Raw genomic sequence first — 21943 nt, 5'->3', positions numbered from 1 at the left:
TTACCCACGATGGGCTGCGCAGCAGCCCTGAAAGCAACTAGCCGGGCCGGCCCATGCCGTCCCGGCTTTGTCGTCTTTGCTGTTCAAGATCTGCCTGGGAGGCTGTCATGCGTTGGGGAACCTATTTTGCCGTGCTGGCGTCGGTGCTCAGTGTCGGGCTCGCGCTCGGCGTGAGCATGCCGCTGGTGTCCTTGCGCCTGGAGGGCTGGGGCTACGGTGGGTTCGCCATCGGCGTGATGGCCGCGATGCCCGCGCTCGGTGTGCTACTCGGGGCCAGCCTGGCCAGCCGCCTGGCGGGTTGGGTCGGTGTGCCAGCGGCGATGCGCCTGTGCCTGTGGGGCGGTGCGTTATCGATCGGCCTTGTAGCCGTGCTGCCCAGTTATGCGCTGTGGCTGGCATTGCGCCTGGTGATCGGCATGGCCCTGACGGTGGTGTTCATCCTGGGTGAAAGCTGGATCAACCAACTGGTGGTCGAGCAGTGGCGCGGTCGGTTGGTGGCGCTGTATGGCAGCAGCTATGCCCTGAGCCAGCTTGCTGGCCCCTTGGTGCTGGGGTTCTTGGGCTCGGACGATGACTTTGGATTCTGGGCCGCCACAGCGCTGCTGCTGTTCGCACCCTTGCTGCTGCTGGGCCGCGGCGGTGCACCCAGCACCGAGGCATGCAGCGTCACCTTCGGCGACCTGTTCGGGTTTTGCCGGCGTCTGCCGGTGATCGCCTGGGCCATTGCGCTGTTCGCTGCCTTCGAGGCGATGATCCTGACCTTGCTGCCGGTGTACTGCCTGCAGCAAGGGTTCACCGCCGAGATCGCATTGTTCATGGTCAGCACCGTGGTGGTGGGCGATGCCGTGCTGCAGCTGCCGATCGGGGCCCTGGCCGACTACATGTCGCGGCGGACGCTGTTCAGTGGTTGCGCCTTGACCCTGCTCGTTTCGAGTCTGGCCATTCCGCTGACCTTGCACACACCTGCGATCTGGCCGGTCTGGGTGTTGTTCGGGGCCAGTGCCGGCGGGCTTTTCACCCTGTCGCTGGTGCTGATCGGTGAGCGCTACCGGGACGATGAACTGGTGCGCGCCAACGCGCATGTGGCGCAGCTGTGGGGCATCGGTTGCCTGCTAGGGCCGCTGATCGCTGGCGCCGGCAGTCAATGGATCAGTGGCCATGCATTGCCGTGGCTGATGGCGGCAGGGGCGGCGGGGTTGGTCGTGTTGACTCGCAGGCGCGATGCCTTCGAGCCTGCTTCGGCCTGATAGCGAGTTTGTAGCCGATTCGCGGGCCACAGGTGCGGCGCTATAGCGCTGCTTGAATTGTGGGCAGGGTTCACCTGCGAACGGGGCGGCGGCTCACAGCATCTTCTCCAGCCCCACCGCCTTGCTGATCCAGGCATTGAATCGCCGCCACAGCCCGCCTGGCTCGGAGGTGAGCAGGCGGCGTTTGCCGTTGTCCTCGGTCACCCACACCAGTTTGTCCCCCACCAGCTTGGCCTGATAGCTCAGTGCTGGCGCCATGCCCTGCACCGCAAGATCACGGGTGTATTCGGCCAGCTCGGGGCTGTCGACCAGCACGCCGACCTCGGTGTTCCACAACACCGAGCGTGGGTCGAAGTTGAACGATCCGATGAAGGTCTTGCGTCGGTCGAAGACAATGGCTTTGCTGTGCAGACTGGAATCCGAGCTGCCATACAGAAGCAGGCTGCGGTAAGCGCTCGGGTCTCCGGGTTGGCGGCGCAGTTCGTACAGCTGCACGCCGTGCTCGAGCAGGGCGCGGCGATAGGGGGCATAGCCGCCATGTACCGCTGGGACGTCGGTGGCTTCCAGGGAGTTGGTCAGCAGCTTGACTGACGTACCGGCATCGGCGCGGCCGGTCAGGTACAGCAAGCCCGATTCGCCCGGTACGAAGTAGGCCGATACCAGGATCAGCTCGCGGTGCACATTGGCAAGCTCCGGTGCCAACTGCTGGGTCATCAGCAGGTGTGGATCCGGCTCGCCTTGGGCCAGTACCTTGCTAGGTGAATCCCAGAGGGCCTTGCTGTGGGCCCAGATCAGCTCGTTGCGCCACGCGTCCAGCCGTGGATTGGACTGGTAGGCCATCAAGCGGTCGTACAAGGCTTTATGCTTGACCCGCGCTTGCGCCAGTGAAATCTCCAGGCGCTTGCGGCTGGCCCGCAGGTCGTTGGCATCCGGCTGGCGCCAGAGAAAGTCGCCGATCGGCAAGCTCAGGGCGCTGTTCCAGTACTGGTCGAAGCTGTGGCCGAGCTGGTCGGCCACTGGGCCTACGCCGAGCAGATCGATGTCGGTGAAGTTGAGGTTCGGCTCGGCGTCGAAGTATTCATCGCCCAGGTTGCGACCGCCGACGATGGCCATGCTGTTGTCCACCAAAAACAGCTTGTTGTGCATGCGCCGATGCTGGCGCGACAGGTTGAACAGCCGGCCTACAGCGCGGGTGGCGCCGGTGCTGCGCCCCAGGTGCAAGGGGTTGAATACGCGGATCTGGATGTTGGGATGGGCAGCGAGGGTGCCCATCATGGTGTCGAGGCCGTCGCTGGTGGTGTCGTCGAGCAGCACGCGCACGCGCACGCCGCGGTCGGCGGCGCGCAGCAGCTCGTGGACCAGGGCTCGGGTGCTCAAGCCATCGTGGACGATGTAGTACTGCAGGTCGATGCTCGCCTGGGCGTTGCGGATGAGCTCGGCGCGGGCGCGAAAGGCCTCGTTGCTGTTGGGCAGCAGGCGAAAGCCCGAGCGCCCGTCATAGGGCGCGGCCTGGCGCTGGACGGAGCGGCCGAACGCCGATTCGCTGGCCGGCAGCGTCTGGCTGACCTGGCGGGGCGTACTGACGCTGGCGCAGCCCGACAGGCCAAGCAGCAGCGCCAGCAACAGTGGCAGAGCTCGCTGGAGTCTCAAGTGAAGAACGTCCTGTACAGCAAAGGCTTTATGGTTTGGACCGTGGAGGGCGGCGCAAAGTTACGCCGGGTCTTCGTCCGCTTCCAGTAGACGAAGGGCGGTTTCACCCACTTTGCGTACCGCAGCTTCGATCTGGGGCGTGGGCCGCGCGGCGAAGTTCATGCGCAGGCAATGCCGGTACTTGCCCGACGCCGAGAAGATACTGCCGACGGCGATCTGCACCCCCTGCTCCAGTAAAGCGCGATTCAGGCGCAGCGTATCGAAACTTTCCGGCAATTCAACCCACAGCATGAACCCGCCTTGGGGCCGACTGGCGCGCGTGCCGGGCGGAAAGTACCGTGTCACCCAGTCGCTCATCTGGTCGCGGCCGCGTTGGTACTGGCTGCGCATGCGGCGCACGTGGGGCTGATAGTGGCCGGCTTCGATGAAATCGGCGATGGCCAGTTGCGGCTGGCTGGCGGTACTGCCGGTGCTGATGTACTTCATGTGCAGCACGCGCTCCAGGTAGCGTCCGGGCGCCACCCAGCCGACCCGCAGGCCCGGAGCCAGGGTCTTGGAGAAAGAGCTGCACAGCAACACGCGGCCGTCTTCATCGAACGACTTGATGGTCCGCGGCCGCGGGTAGGTGTAGGCCAGGTCGCCGTACACATCGTCTTCGAGAATTGCCACGTCGTAGCGCTGGGCGAGGTTCAGCAGGGCCTTCTTGCGCGCCTCGGGCATGATGTAGCCCAGTGGGTTGTTACAGCTGGGGGTGAGCTGGATGAGCTTGATGGGCCACTGCTCCAGCGCCAGTTCCAAGGCCTCCAGGCTGATGCCGGTGAGTGGATCGGTGGGAATCTCCAGGGCCTTCATGCCCAGGCCTTTGAGGGTCTGCATGGCGCCGTGGAAGCTGGGCGCTTCGACGGCCACGATATCCCCCGGTTCACACACGGCGCGGATGCTGGTGGACAACGCCTCATGGCAGCCAGTGGTCACCACCAGGTCGGCCGGGCCCAGGCGGCAGCCGGAGTCGAGCATCAGCCGGGCGATCTGCTCGCGCAGGGCCAGGTTGCCATGGATGTTGTCGTAGTACAGACCTGGCATGTCCTGGCGCCGACTGAGCTGGGCCAGGCTTCGCAGCAGGGGCTTGAGGGTCGGGCTGTCGATGTCGGGCATGCCGCGACCGAGCTGGATCACGCCTTTTTGCGGCGTGCTGCGCACCAGTTCCAGCACTTGGTCCCACTGCGAAATATCCACCGGACGTTGGGCGGTGCGGCTCATGGCGGGCAGCGCAGGAAGGCTGCGGTCCTCGGCGACGAAATAGCCGGACTTGGGCCGCGGCGAGACCAGGCCGTTGTCTTCGAGCAGACGATAGGCCTGCTGCACCGTGCTCAGGCTGACCCCATGCTCAAGGCTCAGGGCACGCACCGATGGCAGGCGCTGGCCGGGGCGGTACAGGCCTTGTTCGATGCGTGCGCCAAGCAGTTCGGCAAGGTTGAGGTAAAGGGTCACGGCATACTCCTTGGAACCGTCTGCGACTAGGACCGGTACAGATGGGTGGAAAATACGCCATTCAGTCCTGTTTCTGCCAATTCTGTATGGGAATAATAAGCCGGTATTGGATCTGTATTGTCGAGGGCGCGAAACGGCATGCTTTTTCCAGGGTTCGATCAGAGCAGGAGAGCGTGGCGATGGACGGCGTGAGCGACGTACGTTTGCAATTATTGGCTAAAGAACTGGAAGAAGGCCTGCGGCCGAAGGTCTACAACGCCCCGGCCGGGCTGGGGCGCTGGGGGTTGATGCTGCACCGCTGGCGCACTCGCCGGGTCTTGTTGCAGTTGGATGATAGCCAACTGAAGGATGTGGGACTGAGCTGGGAGCAGGCTCGCGAAGAAGGGCGCAAACCCTTCTGGAAGGACTAACCGCAATTGTTGTGGGAGCGGGGGTAGTGCCTGGAGTCAGACCAACTCCTTGAGCCGATGCCAGAGCATGCCCAAGGCCAGCAGCGGCGAACGCAGCAGCCTTCCGCCGGGGAAGGTGATATGTGGGACCTGGGCGAACAGGTCGAAGCGACCGCTCTGCTGGCCGCTGATGGCCTCACCCAGCAGGCGCCCGGCCAGGTGGGTGGCGTTCACGCCGTGGCCGGAGTACGCCTGGGCGTAATAGACGTTCGGCTGGCTGGCCAGGCGCCCGATCTGCGGCAGGCGGTTGGCGCCGATGCCGATCATGCCGCCCCATTGATAGTCGATGCGCACATCGGCCAGTTGCGCAAATACCTTGAGCATCTTGGGGCGCATGTAGGCGGCGATGTCCTTCGGGTCGCGCCCGGAGTAATGACAGGCTCCGCCGAACAGCAGGCGGTGGTCGGCCGACAGGCGATAGTAGTCCAGCGCCACTCGCTGATCGCAGACCGCCATGTTCTGTGGCAACAGTTCGCGGGCACGTTCCTCGCCCAGTGGCTCGGTGGCAATGATATAGCTACCGGCAGGCAGCACCTTGCCGCCCAGCTCGCGATTCAGGTCGTTGTGGTAGGCATTGCAGCACAGCACCAGGGTGCCGGCACGCACACGCCCTTTGGCGGTATGGACCTGCACCTGCGAGCCATAGTCGATGCGCGTCACCTCAGACTGTTCGTGCAGCTTCACGCCCAGGCTGGCGGCGACCCGTGCTTCGCCCAAGGCCAGGTTGAGCGGGTGCAGATGGCCCGAACCCATGTCGATCAGTCCGCCCACGTAGCGATCCGAGCCCACCACACTGTGCATGTCCGAGGCCGGTACCAGGCGCAGTTCATGACGATAACCGAGGCTGTGCAGTTCCTCGGCGTCTTCGGCGAAGCCTTCCAGCTCACCCGGCTTGTTGGCCAGGTCGCAGTAGCCCCAGGTCAGGTCGCAGGCGATGGCATGGCGCTCGACACGCTCGCGGACGATATCCACTGCTTCCAGGCCCATGAGTTTCAAGTTGCGTACGCCTTGCTCGCCGAGGATGGGCAGGAATTGCTCCAGACCATGGCCAACGCCGCGGATCAATTGCCCGCCGTTGCGTCCGCTGGCACCCCAGCCGATCTTGCGCGCTTCCAGCAGAATGACGGACAAACCACGCTCGGCCAGCTCAATGGCAGTATTGAGGCCCGAATAGCCGCCGCCGACGATGCACACATCAGCGCTGTGCTCACCTTCGAGCGCCGGGTAGTCGGGGTGCGGCACGCTGCTGGCGGCGTAATAAGAGGCGGCGTGCTGCGCGCTGTGGATCATCTGTCGTTTCCCGGTGCTAAGGCCAAAGGGCGAGGATAAGTCGCAGGTGCAAGGTGGGCAACTGCGAGGCCTGCGCCGTCGTTCGTGGATAAACCGCGCTTACCGGTTCGATGCGCGGGAGCAGATTTGCCTGCGAACAGGCCTATAATTTCCTCACTTTTTCCTGCTGCTTATCTCGCCATGTCCTGCAACAGCCACAAGATCCACTTTTTGCGCGAACTGATTCCATCCTTCGAGTGCGAGCCGGGTTGTCACGACTGCTGCGGCCCGGTCACGACCTCAGCCGAGGAGATGGCACGCCTGCCGCGCAAATCCCGCGCCGAGCAGGACGCCGCGCTCGAGCGCCTCGACTGTGTGCACCTGGGTCCCAATGGCTGCACGGTCTATCAAGAGCGCCCGATGATCTGCCGACTGTTCGGCACCACGCCACGGCTGGCCTGCCCGCGAGGGCGGGGGCCTGAGCAGATGATCGAGCCGCAGGCCGAGGAACTGGTGCATCAGTTCATTGCCACCACCCGCCAGGTATTGGTCTGAGCCTCACTCCGGAATCGGCAGGCAGAGGCTCTCTTTGACTTCTTCCATCACGATGTAGCTCTTGGACTCGCGCACGTGGGGCAGCTTGAGCAGGATGTCGCCGAGCAGCTTGCGGTAGGAGGCCATCTCCGAAATGCGCGCCTTCACCAGGTAGTCAAAATCGCCGGAGACCAGGTGGCATTCCAGCACGTGAGGCAGCTTGAGCACGGCGCGGCGGAACTCCTCGAAGGTGTCGCCGGACTTGTAGTCCAGGCTGATCTCCACGAACACCAGCAGGCTGCCCTTCAGGTGCTGCGGATTGAGCCGGGCGTTGTAGCCCATGATGATCCCCTCGCGTTCCAGGCGGCGAACCCGCTCGGTGCAAGGGGTAGTGGAAAGGCCGACCTTTTCGCCCAGTTCAGTGAACGAGATACGGCCATCGTTCTGCAGGATACGCAGAATATTGCGGTCGATCTTGTCCAGTTCACGCTTGGTCTGGTGCTGGGTTCTCATAGGGGATGCCCCTCCGTGAAAGGCGATTTTGCCGAGAATTCTCGCCAAATATAGGCTTTTATATAGTGAAATGCACTGGCTATTCCTCCCTATACTGCGCCCAATCCAGCCATTTCAACAAAAGTCTGCGGTGCGCCGCGTGCGAGGAATAAACAATGCGAGTTCTGGTACTTGGTAGCGGTGTGATCGGAACCGCCAGTGCCTACTATCTGGCCCGGCAAGGTTTCGAAGTGACGGTGGTCGACCGCCAGCCAGCGGTGGCCATGGAAACCAGCTTTGCCAACGCAGGCCAGATCTCGCCCGGCTATGCCTCTCCATGGGCTGCCCCAGGTGTGCCGCTCAAGGCCATCAAGTGGCTGCTCGAGCGCCACGCCCCTTTGGCCATCAAGCTCACCGGTGATGTCGACCAGTACCTGTGGATGGCGCAGATGCTGCGCAACTGCACCGCCAACCGCTATGCGGTGAACAAGGAGCGCATGGTGCGTCTGTCCGAGTACAGCCGCGACTGCCTCGATGAACTGCGCGCCGAAACCGGCATTGCCTACGAAAACCGCTCCCTGGGCACCACCCAGCTGTTCCGCACCCAGGCCCAGGTGGACGCTGCCGCCAAGGACATCGCTGTCCTCGAACAATCCGGCGTGCCTTACGAGCTGCTCGACCGCGACGGCATCGCCCGCGTAGAACCTGCCCTGGCCGGTGTGAAGGACATCCTGGCTGGCGCCCTGCGTCTGCCGAACGACCAGACCGGCGACTGCCAACTGTTCACTACCAAGCTCGCCGAGATGGCGGTCAAGCTGGGCGTCGAGTTCCGCTTCGACCAGAACATCCAGCGCCTGGACTTCGCGGGTGACCGCATCAATGGTGTATGGATCGACGGCAAGCTGGAAACGGCCGACCGCTACGTCCTCGCCCTGGGTAGCTATTCTCCGCAGCTGCTCAAGCCGCTGGGCATCAAGGCGCCGGTCTACCCGCTCAAGGGCTACTCGCTGACCGTACCGATCACCAACGCGGACATGGCCCCGACCTCGACCATTCTCGACGAAACCTACAAGGTCGCCATCACCCGTTTCGACAACCGTATTCGTGTGGGCGGCATGGCCGAAATCGCAGGCTTCGACCTTTCGCTGAACCCGCGTCGGCGCGAAACCCTGGAGATGATCGTCAACGATCTTTATCCTCGCGGCGGCGACCTGAGCCAGGCCAGCTTCTGGACCGGCCTGCGCCCGGCCACCCCGGACGGGACCCCGATCGTGGGCGCCACCCCGTACCGCAACCTGTTCCTGAACACCGGTCACGGTACCTTGGGCTGGACCATGGCCTGTGGTTCCGGTCGCCTGCTGGCCGACCTGATCGCGCGCAAGAAGCCACAGATTAGCGCCGAAGGCCTCGATATTTCGCGTTACGGCAACAACCAGGAGATTTCCAAGCATGGCAATCCAGCGCCAGCTCACCAATGAGCGCATGAGCCAGATCGTCACCCATAACGGCACTGTCTACTTGGCGGGCCAGGTGGGGGACGATCTGGACGCCGGGATCGAACAGCAGACCCGCGAGGTGCTGGCCAACATCGAGCGCCTGCTGGAGCTGGCCGGCACCGACAAGACCCGTTTGCTCTCGGTGACCATCTACCTCAAGGACATCGACGCGCATTTCCTGGGCATGAACGCGGTGTGGGATCAGTGGCTGCCCCAAGGCGTCGCTCCGGCCCGCGCGACGGTCGAGGCCAAGCTGTGCGAGCCGGAAATCCTCGTCGAGATGTCGGTAGTCGCCGCGCTGCCGTAAACCGTTCCCTCACCCTGGCTCGGCGGGCACTACCCCACGCCTGTCGCGCCAGGGACTTAATTCATAACCAGACTGCCAGAAGGCTGCCGCCATGCGTCCCGCCCGTGCCCTGATCGACCTTCAAGCCCTTCGCCACAATTACCGCCTGGCCCGTGAGCTGTCCGGCGCCAAAGCCCTTGCCGTGATCAAGGCCGATGCCTACGGCCATGGCGCGGTGCGTTGCGCTTTGGCCCTGGAAACCGAGGCCGATGGTTTTGCCGTGGCCTGCATCGAGGAAGCGCTGGAGCTGCGCGCCGCCGGGATCAAAGCCCCGGTGCTGTTGCTCGAAGGTTTCTTCGAGGCGAGCGAGCTGGCGCTGATCGCCGAACATGACCTGTGGTGCGTGGTGCAATCGCTGTGGCAGCTCGAAGCGATCGAGAAGACGCCAGTACACAAGCCATTGACGGTCTGGTTGAAGATGGACACCGGCATGCACCGGGTCGGCCTGCACCCGAAGGATTACCAAGAAAGCTACCAGCGCCTGCTGGCCAGCGGGAAAGTGGCGCGTATCGTGCTGATGAGCCACTTCGCTCGCGCCGACGAACTGGATGTCGACGCCACAGCCCAACAGGTCGCAGTGTTCGAAGCCGCCCGCCAGGGCCTGGCGGCCGAGTGCAGCTTGCGCAATTCGCCTGCGGTGCTGGGCTGGCCCCAGGTGCCGAGCGACTGGGTGCGCCCCGGCATCATGCTGTACGGCGCCACCCCGTTCGAAGTGTCCCAGCCCCAGGCCGAGCGCCTGCAGCCGGTGATGACTTTGCAATCGCGGATCATCAGCGTGCGCGAACTGCCGGCCGGTGAGCCGGTAGGCTACGGCGCCAAGTTCATCACCCCACGCCCGACCCGCGTCGGCGTGGTCGCCATGGGCTATGCCGACGGCTATCCGCGTCAGGCACCGACCGGCACGCCCGTGATGGTCGCCGGCAAACGTACCCAACTGATCGGCCGGGTGTCGATGGACATGCTCTGCGTCGATCTGACCGACGTACCCGAAGCCACGGTCGGCAGTCCGGTGGAATTGTGGGGCAAGCAGGTGCTGGCCAGCGACGTGGCTGCCCAGGCCGGGATGATCCCGTACCAGATCTTCTGCAACCTCAAGCGTGTACCGCTGGACTATATCGGCGAATGAGGCGCTGAAGCGGACAGGCTGCGGGGCGAAGTGTTGTAAATACTGAACGGCGTTGCCATCATATCGTTCACACTTCGCTCCCACCTCGACCGTTTCAGGAGGCTCCAGCTTTGGACGTCGGTGAACGACTGCAAGCCATCCGCAAGCTCAAGGGCCTGTCCCAGCGTGAACTCGCCAAACGCGCGGGCGTCACCAACAGCACCATCTCGATGATCGAGAAGAACAGCGTGAGCCCCTCGATCAGCTCCCTGCGCAAGGTGCTCAGCGGCATCCCCATGTCCATGGTCGAGTTCTTCTCCGTGGAGCTGGCGCCTGAAAGCCCTACCCAGGTCGTCTACAAGGCTCACGAACTGATCGACATCTCCGACGGTGCAGTGACCATGAAGCTGGTGGGCAAATCGCACCCCAACCGGGCGATCGCCTTCCTCAACGAGGTGTATCCGCCCGGGGCCGATACCGGCGAAGAAATGCTCACCCACGACGGCGAAGAGACCGGCATCCTGCTCGAAGGCCGGCTCGAGCTGGTGGTCGGTACCGAGACGTTCATCCTCGAGGCCGGCGACAGCTACTACTTCGAAAGCACCCGTCCACACCGTTTTCGCAACCCCTTCGAAGAGCCTGCCCGGCTGATCAGCGCGGCGACACCCTCGAACTTTTGATCCAGCGCAGTGCATTGTTTCGGCAATACCCCTTTCCCTTGTGGGGTCGTTCCACGGTTTCGGGGTTCCCGCTATACTTTCAAACGCTCGCAGATCGTGGCCGCGGGCGTGATTAGCCACCATGAGGGTGTTCGCGTGAACCAAATCAAGAAGATGCTGGCCGTACCAGCAGCCGTATTCGCCCTTTGGGCAATGAGCGCAACCGCTGCGACCAACGACGAAATCGCCAAGCGCCTCGAGCCGGTCGGCCAGGTGTGTGTCCAGGGCCAGGAGTGCAAAGGCATGGCAGTGGCTGCTACCGCAGGTGGCGGTGGTGCCAAGACCCCAGATGAAATCATCGCCAAGCATTGCAACGCTTGCCATGGCAGCGGCTTGCTCGGCGCGCCGAAGATCGGCGATACCGCCGCCTGGAAGGAGCGTGCTGACCACCAGGGTGGTCTGGACGGCATCCTGGCCAAGGCCATTACCGGTATCAACGCCATGCCGCCCAAAGGCACCTGTGCCGACTGCTCGGATGACGAGCTCAAGGGCGCCATCAAGAAGATGTCGGGGCTGTAATCCCTGCCTGATTCCCCTAAGCCCGCCTCCCATGGCGGGCTTTGTGTTTCTGGGCTACGAAATGGGGTGGCTTTTTCACGGGTAATAACGGTCCAACCCCTGCGCATGGATGTTCACAGGAGGCCCCATGACCCAATGCTGTTCCCTCGACCAGGCGGTAGAACAGGTCCTGGCCCGTCTACCCGCCCACATCCACATGGGCCTGCCCTTGGGCCTGGGCAAACCTAATGCCTTCGTCAACGCGTTGTATGCCAGGGTGCGCCAGCTACCCGAGCGCCAACTGACGATCTACACCGCTTTGAGCCTCGGGCGGCCGCCGCTTGGCGATGGCTTGCAACGTCGTTTTCTGGAGCCCTTCGTCGAGCGGGTTTTTGCCGATTATGAAGAGCTCGACTACCTCGCCGACCTGCGCAACGACAGCCTGCCCGGCAACATCCGCGTCGAGCAGTTCTTCCTGCAGCCTGGCAGCCTGCTGCACAGCGAGAGCGCCCAGCAGGACTATGTCAGCAGCAACTACACCCATGCGGCGCGGGACATCAACGCCAAGGGCCTGAACCTGATCGCCCAGTTGGTAGCCGCCACGCCCGAGCGCCCCGATCACCTGAGCCTTGCCTGTAACCCGGACATCACCCTCGACCTGTTGCCGATGATCGCCCGTCGTCGCGCCGCCGGTGAGACCATCCTGCTGCTCGGCCAGGTGCACACCGAGCTGCCCTACATGCCTGCAGGGGCCGAACTTGGCCGGGAAGCCTTCGACCTGTTGATCGACGAGCCTGAGCGGCGCCGGTTGTTTTGTACCCCGAACATGCCGGTCACCAGCCAGGACCACTGCATTGGGCTTCACGCCAGTGCCCTGGTGCGCGATGGCGGTACCCTGCAGATCGGCATCGGCGCCATAGGCGATGCGGTGACCGCGGCCTTGTTGGCGCGCCAGGGTGACAACGCCGGCTACCGGGCATTGCTCGATGCTCTGGACCTCACGCCCTGGCAGGGATTGATCGAGCGCGAGGGTGGGCGCGATGCCTTTGCCCAGGGGCTGTATGGCTGCAGCGAGATGTTCGTCAACGGTTTGCTGGTGCTGGCCGAGGCGGGGGTAGTACGGCGCCCGGCCGACGAGGACGGGGCTTTGGTGCACGGCGGATTCTTCCTGGGCCCCGAGGCGTTCTACCGGCGTCTGCGGGAGATGCCTCTTGAGCAACGCGACCGTTTCGTCATGACCGCGATCAGCTACATCAACGAGCTGTACGGGCAGGAGTCGCTCAAGCGTCGCCAGCGCCGCGACGCTCGTTTCATCAACACAGCATTCGGCATGACCTTGCTCGGTGCCGGCGTGGCCGACCAGCTTGAGGATGGACGGGTGCTCAGCGGGGTAGGCGGGCAATACAACTTTGTCGCGCAAGCGCATGCCCTGGAGGGCGGGCGCTCCCTGCTGCTCCTGCGCAGCTGGCGCGAGTCCGGGGGCGAGGTGACTTCCAACCTGTTCTGGAACTACGGTCACTGCACCATTCCCCGGCATCTGCGTGACATCGTGGTGACCGAATACGGTATCGCCGATCTGCGTGGACAGACCGATAGCGAAGTCATCGCCAGGTTGCTGGCGATCAGCGATTCACGTTTCCAGCAGCCGTTGATGGAGCAGGCGAAGGCGGCGGGCAAGCTGCCCAAAGGCTTCACGCTGGCCACGCGCTTTACCGACAACACGCCCGAGCGTCTGGAGGCGATACGCGAGCGGCATGCGCGGCTGTTCCCGGAGTATCCATTGGGGTGTGATTTCACGGCCGAGGAGCGGGATTTGCTTCGGGCACTCAACTGGCTCAAGAGCAAATTCAAATTGAGTGAAGTGCTGGCGTTGGGCAAGGCAGCGCTGGATGCGCCCGCGCCCGAGGCCTATCCGGCGCAGTTGGCGCGGATGGGGTTGGCGCAGCCGCAGGGGCTTAAGGAAGAGCTGTACCAGCGATTGCTGCTGGCAGGGTTGGCCGCCACCCGGAGGTAGCAGGGGCCGCAAGGCGGCCCCAGGAGGCATCAGTCGATGAACGTGACCACGCCGCCTTCGAGCGACTTGACCCGAGCCAGCGACTCGACGCGGTAGCCCTGGCTGTCCAGTTCGGCGCGGCCGCCCTGGAACGATTTTTCGATCACGATGCCCAGGCCCGCAACGGTGGCACCGGCCTGCTTGATGATCGAGATCAGCGCCTGGGATGCCTTGCCGTTGGCCAGGAAGTCATCGATCACCAGCACGCGGTCGCTGCTGTTGAGGTGACGCGGCGAGATGGCCACGGTGTTCTCGGTCTGCTTGGTGAAGGAGTACACCGAGGCGGTCAGCAGGTTCTCGGTCAGGGTCAGCGACTGGTGCTTGCGGGCGAAGATCACCGGCACGCCCAGCTTCAGGCCGGTCATCACCGCCGGGGCTATCCCTGAGGCTTCGATGGTGACGATCTTGGTCACACCGGAGTCGGCGAACAAACGGGCGAACTCGTCACCGATCAGCTGCATCAGCGCCGGATCGATCTGGTGGTTGAGAAACGCGTCGACTTTGAGAACCTGATCGGAAAGCACGATGCCTTCTTCGCGAATCTTCTGCTTCAGTGCTTCCACTGTGGTATTCCTCGATGTAGCAAAGGTGGCCACGGACCAGGCCGCGGCAAAGGTTGAATAATAAGGGTTGATCAGCGTCTGAGCATGGCCCGGATGTCGGCCAGCGCATTGTTGCCGCGCGCGGCCTTCACTTCGACAGGCGCGTCGTCCAGGCCCTCCCAGGCCAGGTCGTCCGGCGGCAGTTCGTCCAGGAACCGGCTGGGGGTGCAGTCGATGATTTCGCCGTACTGCTTGCGCTTGGCGGCGAAGGTGAAGGCCAGGGTCTGGCGGGCGCGGGTAATGCCCACGTAGGCCAGACGCCGCTCTTCCTCGATGGTGTCGGCCTCGATGCTGGAGCGGTGCGGAAGGATTTCCTCCTCCATGCCCATGATGAACACGTAAGGGAATTCCAGGCCCTTGGAGGCGTGCAAGGTCATCATCTGCACACCTTCGGCGTTCTCTTCCTCTTCCTGCTGGCGCTCGAGCATGTCGCGCAGCACCAGCTTGCCGATGGCGTCCTCGATGGTCATGTCACCCTCTTCGTCCTTCTCGAGGGTGTTCTTCAAGGCATCGATCAGGAACCAGACGTTGCTGATACGGAACTCCGCCGCCTTGTCGCTGGCGGTGTTCTGGCGGATCCAGTTCTCGTAGTCGATGTCGCGGATCATGTCGTGCAGGGCCGCGATCGGGTCTTCCAGGGCCACGCGCTGGCGCACCCCGTCGAGCCAGTGCTTGAAGCGCTGCAGGCGCTCGGTGTAACGGGCATCCAGGTGCTCGCCCAGGCCCAGCTCCTCGCTGGCAGCGTACATCGACACGCCACGCTCGGTGGCGTAGTTGCCGAGTTTTTCCAGGGTGGTGGAGCCGATTTCCCGGCGCGGCACATTGATCACGCGTAGGTAGGCGTTGTCGTCGTCCGGGTTTACCAGCAGGCGCAGGTAGGCCATGAGGTCCTTGACCTCCTGGCGTCCGAAGAAGCTGTTGCCGCCGGAAAGGCGGTACGGCACTTGGTGGTGCTGGAGCTTGAGCTCGATCAGCTTGGCCTGGTAGTTACCCCGGTAGAGGATGGCGAAGTCGCTGTAGGGCCGGTTGGTGCGCAGGTGCAAGGTGAGGATTTCCATGGCCACGCGCTCGGCCTCGGCTTCCTCGTTCTTGCAGCGGATCACACGGATCTCGTCACCCACGCCCATCTCGCTCCACAGCTGCTTCTCGAAAGCATGTGGGTTGTTGGCGATCAGCACGTTGGCGCAGCGCAGGATGCGGCTGGTGGAGCGGTAGTTCTGCTCCAGCATCACCACTTTCAGGGAGGGGTAGTCCTCCTTGAGCAACATGAGGTTTTCAGGACGTGCGCCCCGCCAGGCGTAGATCGACTGGTCGTCGTCGCCCACCACGGTGAACTGGTTGCGCATCCCGATCAGCATTTTCACCAGCAGGTACTGGCTGGCGTTGGTGTCTTGGTATTCGTCCACCAGCAGGTAGCGCACACGGTTCTGCCAGCGTTCGAGTACATCCTTGTGTTCTTCGAACAGCTTCACCGGCAGCAGGATCAGGTCGTCGAAGTCCACTGCATTGAACGCCTTGAGCGTACGCTGGTAGTGGGTGTAGACGATGGCGGCGGTCTGCTCGCGGGGATTGCGGGCTTTTTCCAGGGCCTCGGCGGGCAGGATCAGGTCGTTCTTCCAGGCACCGATCATGTTCTTGATCTCGTCGATGCCGTCGTCGCCTGAGTATTCCTTTTGCATGATGTCCGACAGCAAGGCCTTGATGTCGGTCTCGTCGAAGATCGAGAAGCCCGGCTTGTAGCCCAGGCGCTCATGCTCCTTGCGGATGATGTTCAGCCCCAGGTTGTGGAAGGTGCACACGGTCAAGCCGCGGCCTTCACCTGGACGCAGGAGGGTGCCGACCCGCTCCTTCATCTCGCGCGCGGCCTTGTTGGTGAAGGTCATGGCCACGATGTACTGGGCACGGATGCCGCAGTTCTGGATGAGGTGGGCGATCTTGCGTGTGATCACGCTGGTCTTGCCGGAGCCTGCACCGGCGAGCACCAATAGAGGGCCGCCGACGTAGTCACAGGCTTCTTGTTGCCGGGGATTGAGTCGGGACATGCTAGAAACCGGGGGTCACCAGAAAATAGCCGCGCATTCTAGCAGGCATGGGGCGGTTGTGGCGTTACCGTCTGACAGTGTGATGCAAGGCGCGAATCGGATTTGCCGCTTTTGTTACTTTCGCGCAGGATGCACGACAAAATGCGTCGGGATACTGGCTATGGAGTGGCACTTTAAGTGAAAATTATTTTCATTCGTGAGGGCTGGATGCTCCGCGCCCGTCGTCCTACTGTTCAAGCCTAAGGAGCTCGCTTGTCCACGCCTGTCGAACCGTTGCGTTTGCTGCTGTTGGCTGATGAGCCGGAATGGGCCACCCTGCTGCGCGAGTGCCTGCAGCCGCTGGCCGGGAGCGCGGTCTTGTTGACCGCACCGAATTGGGAATCGGTGGACAGTCTGTTCGCCAATGACCGCCAAGCCGTCGTTTTGGCGAGGCCGGCATTGCAGCCGGCCCCCGGTCGTTGTGACCTGCCCACCATCCTGTTGCTCGATGAAGAGCCTGACACGCCACCCAGCGCGGTCAGCGACTGGCTGGTGCGCGAGCAGTTGAGTGGCGATGCGCTGCGTCGTTCCCTGCGCCACGTGCGCGAGCGGGGCGTGCTGGTGGCCACCTTGCAGCGCCTGGCCGAGCAGGACCCCTTGACCGGCATCGCCAATCGTCAGGGCTTCCAGGCGCTGCTGACGGCGCGTCTGGCGGAAAACGAAGGCCGTGGCGTCGCGCTGGGTCACCTGGACCTGGACAACTTCCGCCACGTCAACGATGCCTTGGGCCATCAGGGCGGCGACCGCCTCATCCTGCAAGTGGTGGCGCGGTTGAAGCAGCAACTGGAGGCCGGGGACCAGCTGGCCCGCCTGGGAAGCGACGAATTTGCCCTGCTGATCGACACCCGGCGTGATGCCAACCGCGCCGAGTGGATGGCCGAGCGCATCGTCGAGGCTCTCGCCGAACCCTATTGGGTCGATGGCGAGAGCCTGTTGCTCGGTGCCAGCCTGGGCGTGGCCCGCGCCCGGGCCCAGGCCGGCGCCGATCCGCTGATGTGGCACGCCCATATCGCCATGCGTCAGGCCAAGGGCAGCCAGGGCTGCACCTTCCATGTGTTCAACGAGCGGATCAACCGCAACGCCCGCAGCCTGGCCGATCTGGAAAGCGAGCTGCGCCGGGCCCTGCGTCGCGACGAGCTGGAGCTGCACTACCAGCCCCGGCTGAGCCTGGGCGATGGACGCATCGTCGGCCTCGAGGCCCTGGTGCGGTGGCGTCATGCCGAGCGAGGCCTGCTGCCACCGAGCGAATTCGTGCCCCTGGCCGAGCAGAGCGGCTTGATCGTGCCCTTGGGCTACTGGGTGATCTCCCGGGCCCTGCGCGACATGCAGGCCTTGCGAGAGCGCGGGCTCGAACCCTTGCACATGGCGGTTAACCTGAGCTTCCGCCAATTCCAGGACAGCCAGTTGCTGGCCACGCTCAGCCGCTTGATCATCGAGCATGGTGTCGATGCCCGCTGGCTGGAATTCGAACTCACCGAGACTGCCGTCATGCGCCGCAACGAGCTGGTCCGCCAGACGATGGACGCCTTGGGGCGCCTGGGCGTGCGCTTTTCCCTGGATGACTTCGGCACAGGTTTTTCGTCGTTCGTGCACCTGAACAGCCTGCCGATCACTCTGCTCAAGGTGGATCGCAGCTTCGTGGGCGGCATGGAGCTACGCGAGGAGAACCGCAAGCTGGTGCACGCCATGATCAACCTGGCGCACAACCTCAACCTGGAGGTGGTGGCCGAAGGGGTGGAGACCGAAGAGCAGTTAGCGCTGCTGCGTGGGTTCGGCTGCGACCAAGTGCAGGGATACCTGGTGAGCAAACCCCTTCCGGTGGAGGCGTTGATGGATTACCTGCAGCAGGCGGCGCAGGCGCAGGTAGTGAGTCTATAGCTGCGGCGGTATTTTCGCGGGGGGAACCCGCTCCCACAGGGGCTTCGCCAGCCCTGTGGGATCACACCGACATCGGTGCAGCTTCAGCCTTGTGCGCCTTGCCCAGCATCCGCTTGGTCCGCCACTCGAAGCCAAGGGTCAGCGCCACCGCTGCGCAGGCCAGCCCCAAGGCCAGGCCCCACCACACACCCACCGCGCCACCGCCGAGGGTGAAGGTGAACAGCCAGGCGCTGGGTGCCCCCACCAGCCAATAGCAGCACAGGCCGATGAGGAAGGTGGTCTTGGCGTCTTTCAGCCCGCGGATAGAGCCCATGGCGATGGTCTGCATGCCATCGAACAATTCGAACCAGGCCGCGACCATCACCAGGCTCACGGCCAATTGGAAGATCGCCGCGAAAGCTGGGTCGTCACGGTCGATGAACAAACCGACCAGCGTATCGGGCAGTAACCAGAACAATGCCGCGAAAGCGAACATGATCATCGCCCCGAAACCGATCCCCACCCGCCCGGCGCTGCGTGCGGCCAGCAGATTCCCACCACCGTAGTACAACCCCACGCGCATGGTCACCGCATACGACAGGCCCGTCGGCACCATGAACGCGGTGGAGACGATCTGCAGGGCGATCTGGTGCGCCGCCAGCTCCGTGCTGCCCAGCACCCCCATGCACAGGGCGGCGAAGGCGAACAGGCCGACCTCTACCATGTAGGTGCCACCGATCGGCAGGCCCAGGCGCCACAGCTCGCGCAAGGCGGGCAGGGATGGGCGCGACAGGCCCTTGCGCAGCGGGTAGGCGGCGTAGGCCTTGTGCCAGCGAATGTACAGGGCAAGCGCAATGGCCATGCCCATCGACACCACCGCCGTGACCAGGCCGATGCCCATCAGGCCCAGCTTGGGCAGGCCGAACATGCCTTCGATCAGCGCATGGTTGAACACATAGTTGAGCACCGTGCCCACCAGGCTGATGACCATCACCGGCGTCGAACGGCCCAGGGCGCTGGTGAAGCCACGCAGGGCCATGAAGGTCAGGTAGCCGGGCAGAGCCAGCGGCAGCAGCGTGAGGAATTCCATCGCCGAGGCGACGTTCTCCGGCTGTTGGCCAAACAGCAGCAGGGCCGGCTCCAGGTTCCACAGCACCAGCGCGGCCACCAGGGCCAGGCCCCAGGCCAGCCACAGGCCGTTCTGCGCCAGACGGGTCGCGCCGGGAACGTCCCCGGCGCCCTGGCGGATGGCGACCAAGGTGCCGACCGCAGCAATCACGCCCAAGCAGAAGATCGACACGAACGAATAACTGGCGGCCCCCAGTCCACCCCCGGCCAGGGCCTGTGGGCTGATGCGGGCCATCATCAGGGTGTCGGTCAGTACCATCAGCATGTGCGCCAACTGCGAGGCGATCAGCGGGCCGGCCAGGCGCAGCAGAGCCTTGAGTTCGGTGGTGGGCGCGACGTGCATTGGGATGTCCTTTTTCCTGAATCTGTTGAGCGAGCCGTTGATTCTGAGGCTTCGGTCAACTTTGCACAAAAGGATAAATGCGATCGTTGGCATGAGTCGGACTCATGCATATATGATCCTGTGCATTCCATTCTCGCCCCGCTGGGCAGGTGCCAGATGTCTCGTCAGCTTCCCCCGCTCTATGCGCTACGCGCATTCGAAGCCGCCGCTCGGCTGAGCTCGTTCACCCGCGCCGGTGAGGAACTGTCCATCACCCAGAGCGCGGTCAGCCGGCATATCCGCACCCTGGAGGATCACTTCGCCTGCCGCTTGTTCGTGCGCAACGGTCGCAGCCTGCAACTGACCGAGGCGGCGCGGGTGCTGTTGCCCGGCGTGCGTGAGGGCTTCAGTGCGCTGGAGCGGGCCTGCGACACCTTGCGCGGCGAAGACGACATCTTGCGCATGAAGGCCCCGTCGACCTTGACCATGCGCTGGCTGTTGTCGCGCCTGAGCCAGTTCCGTCACCTGCAGCCAGGCAACGAGGTGCAACTGACCAGCGCCTGGATGGACGTGGACCATGTGGACTTCAATCAGGAGCCGTTCGACTGTGCGGTGTTGCTCAGCGATGGGTTATTTCCCGCGGACTGGGAGGTGCGTCGGCTGTTCTCCGAGCTGCTGATCCCGGTGGGCGCGCCGGGCCTGCTCGATGATGGCCCATGGGACGAGCGACGCCTGGCCGGCATCGAGCTGTTGCACCCGACGCCGGACAAACGCGATTGGCGCGCCTGGCTGGAGCGCATGGGGCTCACCGACAAGGTCTCGCTCAAGGGCGGGCAGGTGTTCGATACCCTGGAACTGGGCATGATCGCAGCTGCCCGTGGCTATGGCATCTCCATGGGCGATCTGCTGATGGTGGCCGAGGACGTGGCCCAGGGACGCCTGAGTCTGCCGTGGCCGACAGCGGTGCCCAGTGGCATGGATTACTACTTGGTGTGGCCACGAACGAGGCCTGGGGGAGAGCGTTTGCGCAGGTTGAGCGCCTTCTTGCAGGAAGAGGCGGCGGCGATGAACCTACCGGATGTGAGCATCCTTGAGACCCAATCGCGGGATCGCTCGAATTCCGATTGATCTGGCTGTTCGCGGGTAAACCCGCTCCTGGAGGGGCCTGGGAGCGGGTTTACCGGCTAATGGCTTACAGCGACTTGAGGTTCAGCGCCTGGGCACAAGCCTCGAGTGAGCGCTGCTCGCTCTGGGCATACAGCGCCAGTTCATCCTGTACCTTCATCTGCAGTGCCGCTTCGAATGCCTCGCGGTTGGCGTTGCTGCCGTACTCGGCCTGGGCATCGTCGCCTAGGTTGGACTGGAAGATCCCGGCGGCGCTGACCGGCAGGAAGTCTTCGTACACCAGCGCCTCGAAATGCACGTGGCCGGCATCGATCAGGCCTTGCAGGGTGGTCGGACGACCTTGCTGGTCGCGGGCGGCCAAGCCTTTTTCGGTGGCAAAGTAGCGGAAGTACGCCAGCCCCTGTTCGCGCATCTGCACCAGGTCGTCCGGGAATTCGGCGAACTGCGCCTTGAGCAGCGCCATGTAGCGTTCGGCGTTGGCTTCGGCCGGTGCGCCGCCCAGGGCCTCGCGGGTGGCGTCGAGCAAGCGGTCATAGAGCTGGCGACCCTTGGGGGTCAGCGCCGCACCGCGTTGTTCGATCTCGCCGAAACGCGCGGTGTGGCTGCCTTGTGCATCGCTGAACGCGACCTTTTCCTGCAGCGCCTTGAAGCTGGTCTGGCGCAGCAAGATCGGGTGTCGGCGGGTGGGCGGGCCTTCGACCACAGCCTTGGGCGGAATGCCTTTGGCTGGCATGCCCAGCTGGACGGCGTCGATGTCCAGGGTACGTGGGGTCAGGTGGTTGATGTGCGGGCCCTTGAAGGCCACGACATCGGCGATCAGGCGATGCTGGTCGTGCAATTGCTGGTACTGCTCGCCCGTGACAGTGGCGTCCTGGTGCCAGCGGAAGGTGTGCAGCGCTTCCTGCACGAACGTATCGGCATCGCTGGCGCTCAGGCCGCCGTCGCGCTCGCACTGGGCGATCAGCTCCAGCACCCGCGGGGTGAAGATCTTGCGCTTGGCCAGGATGCCCTGGGCCAGTTCGCGCAGCTGCGGGTTGTCGATCAGTTCCAGGCGCAGCAGCGAGGTGAACACGCGGAACGGGCTGATGTGCAGGGACTGCTCGTGTACCGCGCGAAACGCGGTGGAATGCACAGGCACGCCGGCGCTGCTCAGGTCGTAGTAGCCGACCGGCTCCATGCCCATGACCGCGAACAGGCGGGCGATGGTCGCGAGCTCCTCGGCGGTACCGACGCGGATGGCGCCGTGGCGCTCTTGATCGAGGCGCTCGATTTCACCGGTCCAGCGCAGGGCTTCGGCGATCTTGGGCTGCTGGGTCATGACCTGCTGGTTGATTTCGCTCACCAGCTCCAGCAGCGTGCCGTACAGAGGCACTTCCTGTTTGTACATGAGGGACATTGCGGCAGAGAACTGCGCGCGGATGCTGTCGGGGCTGACGAAATCGTGGGCGGGCATCGCTAGCTTCCTGGGGGTGAGTGAGT

19 protein-coding genes are annotated in these 21943 nt (G+C 63.9%); 11 read left to right on the top strand and 8 right to left on the bottom strand.

The genetic code is table 11. The features are described 5' to 3' along the window. Positions 1 to 107 precede the first annotated feature (107 nt). A complete protein-coding gene (locus R6G97_RS01585) occupies positions 108 to 1247 on the top strand; it encodes an MFS transporter (protein WP_043212996.1) in 1140 nt (379 codons plus the stop codon). 93 nt (positions 1248 to 1340) lie between these two features. Here R6G97_RS01585 and R6G97_RS01580 read toward each other — a convergent pair whose 3' ends face one another. After that, entirely contained in the window at positions 1341 to 2897 is a 1557-nt protein-coding gene (locus R6G97_RS01580; protein ID WP_317847726.1) for a phospholipase D family protein, read from the bottom strand. A gap of 60 nt (positions 2898 to 2957) precedes the next feature. After that, positions 2958 to 4388, bottom strand: a complete 1431-nt coding sequence (locus R6G97_RS01575) for an aminotransferase-like domain-containing protein (protein ID WP_043212999.1) — start codon at positions 4386 to 4388, stop codon at positions 2958 to 2960. A 179-nt stretch (positions 4389 to 4567) separates the two neighbouring features. Here R6G97_RS01575 and R6G97_RS01570 point away from each other — a divergent pair, with 179 nt between their 5' ends. After that, complete coding sequence (locus R6G97_RS01570; protein ID WP_043213001.1) at positions 4568 to 4798, top strand: DUF1127 domain-containing protein; 231 nt, start codon at positions 4568 to 4570, stop codon at positions 4796 to 4798. Positions 4799 to 4834: 36 nt separating this feature from the next. Here the strand turns inward: R6G97_RS01570 and R6G97_RS01565 are convergent, their stop codons facing one another. Further along, positions 4835 to 6127 (bottom strand): NAD(P)/FAD-dependent oxidoreductase, encoded by a 1293-nt coding sequence (locus R6G97_RS01565; protein ID WP_197852547.1) that lies wholly within the window; start codon positions 6125 to 6127, stop codon positions 4835 to 4837. 180 nt (positions 6128 to 6307) lie between these two features. Here R6G97_RS01565 and R6G97_RS01560 point away from each other — a divergent pair, with 180 nt between their 5' ends. Continuing rightward, positions 6308 to 6661, top strand: coding sequence for a YkgJ family cysteine cluster protein (locus R6G97_RS01560; protein ID WP_070572132.1), 354 nt, complete (start codon positions 6308 to 6310; stop codon positions 6659 to 6661). 3 nt (positions 6662 to 6664) lie between these two features. Here the strand turns inward: R6G97_RS01560 and R6G97_RS01555 are convergent, their stop codons facing one another. After that, on the bottom strand, positions 6665 to 7153 hold the full coding sequence (locus tag R6G97_RS01555) for an Lrp/AsnC ligand binding domain-containing protein (RefSeq protein WP_043213006.1): 489 nt from the start codon (positions 7151 to 7153) through the stop codon (positions 6665 to 6667). Between the two features lie 155 nt (positions 7154 to 7308). Here R6G97_RS01555 and dadA point away from each other — a divergent pair, with 155 nt between their 5' ends. The 6 genes from dadA to R6G97_RS01525 all read left to right on the top strand — a co-directional run bounded on the left by dadA (position 7309) and on the right by R6G97_RS01525 (position 13310). Next, on the top strand, positions 7309 to 8610 hold the full coding sequence (gene dadA / locus R6G97_RS01550; protein ID WP_317847725.1) for a D-amino acid dehydrogenase: 1302 nt from the start codon (positions 7309 to 7311) through the stop codon (positions 8608 to 8610). Continuing rightward, a complete protein-coding gene (locus tag R6G97_RS01545) occupies positions 8582 to 8935 on the top strand; it encodes a RidA family protein (protein WP_043213010.1) in 354 nt (117 codons plus the stop codon). Before dadA ends, R6G97_RS01545 begins: the two co-directional genes overlap by 29 nt. Before the next feature lie 91 nt (positions 8936 to 9026). Beyond that, the gene (gene alr, locus R6G97_RS01540; protein WP_043213012.1) at positions 9027 to 10100 is read left to right on the top strand and encodes an alanine racemase; all 1074 of its coding nucleotides are present in this window, start codon (positions 9027 to 9029) and stop codon (positions 10098 to 10100) included. 110 nt (positions 10101 to 10210) lie between these two features. Beyond that, positions 10211 to 10759 (top strand): cupin domain-containing protein, encoded by a 549-nt coding sequence (locus tag R6G97_RS01535; protein ID WP_043213014.1) that lies wholly within the window; start codon positions 10211 to 10213, stop codon positions 10757 to 10759. A gap of 153 nt (positions 10760 to 10912) precedes the next feature. Then, entirely contained in the window at positions 10913 to 11317 is a 405-nt protein-coding gene (locus R6G97_RS01530) for a c-type cytochrome (protein ID WP_043213033.1), read from the top strand. 127 nt (positions 11318 to 11444) lie between these two features. Continuing rightward, positions 11445 to 13310, top strand: a complete 1866-nt coding sequence (locus R6G97_RS01525; protein WP_317847724.1) for an acetyl-CoA hydrolase/transferase C-terminal domain-containing protein — start codon at positions 11445 to 11447, stop codon at positions 13308 to 13310. A 29-nt stretch (positions 13311 to 13339) separates the two neighbouring features. Here the strand turns inward: R6G97_RS01525 and xpt are convergent, their stop codons facing one another. Then, positions 13340 to 13912 carry a xanthine phosphoribosyltransferase gene (gene xpt, locus R6G97_RS01520; RefSeq protein WP_043213018.1) on the bottom strand — a complete coding sequence of 191 codons (573 nt, stop codon included), beginning with the start codon at positions 13910 to 13912 and terminating at the stop codon, positions 13340 to 13342. A 71-nt stretch (positions 13913 to 13983) separates the two neighbouring features. Next, positions 13984 to 15993, bottom strand: coding sequence for a DNA helicase Rep (rep, locus tag R6G97_RS01515; RefSeq protein ID WP_043213020.1), 2010 nt, complete (start codon positions 15991 to 15993; stop codon positions 13984 to 13986). Between the two features lie 252 nt (positions 15994 to 16245). Here rep and R6G97_RS01510 point away from each other — a divergent pair, with 252 nt between their 5' ends. Then, positions 16246 to 17910 carry a putative bifunctional diguanylate cyclase/phosphodiesterase gene (locus tag R6G97_RS01510; RefSeq protein WP_317847723.1) on the top strand — a complete coding sequence of 555 codons (1665 nt, stop codon included), beginning with the start codon at positions 16246 to 16248 and terminating at the stop codon, positions 17908 to 17910. 61 nt (positions 17911 to 17971) lie between these two features. On the opposite strand, the gene R6G97_RS01505 is transcribed toward R6G97_RS01510, so the two are convergent. Next, a complete protein-coding gene (locus tag R6G97_RS01505; protein WP_090344226.1) occupies positions 17972 to 19360 on the bottom strand; it encodes a NorM family multidrug efflux MATE transporter in 1389 nt (462 codons plus the stop codon). A 156-nt stretch (positions 19361 to 19516) separates the two neighbouring features. Between R6G97_RS01505 and R6G97_RS01500 the strand changes: the two genes are divergently transcribed. Next, positions 19517 to 20467 carry a LysR substrate-binding domain-containing protein gene (locus R6G97_RS01500; RefSeq protein ID WP_052352480.1) on the top strand — a complete coding sequence of 317 codons (951 nt, stop codon included), beginning with the start codon at positions 19517 to 19519 and terminating at the stop codon, positions 20465 to 20467. A 64-nt stretch (positions 20468 to 20531) separates the two neighbouring features. Here R6G97_RS01500 and hglS read toward each other — a convergent pair whose 3' ends face one another. After that, a complete protein-coding gene (gene hglS, locus R6G97_RS01495; protein ID WP_317847722.1) occupies positions 20532 to 21917 on the bottom strand; it encodes a 2-oxoadipate dioxygenase/decarboxylase HglS in 1386 nt (461 codons plus the stop codon). Positions 21918 to 21943: the final 26 nt, after the last annotated feature.

It is taken from the genome of Pseudomonas sp. HTZ2, from assembly GCF_033173945.1.
In the GTDB taxonomy this organism is placed as follows: Bacteria; Pseudomonadota; Gammaproteobacteria; order Pseudomonadales; family Pseudomonadaceae; genus Aquipseudomonas; species Aquipseudomonas guariconensis.
The sequence above is the reverse complement of the archived record's forward strand: the minus strand, read 5'-3'. Positions and strand labels throughout refer to the sequence as shown.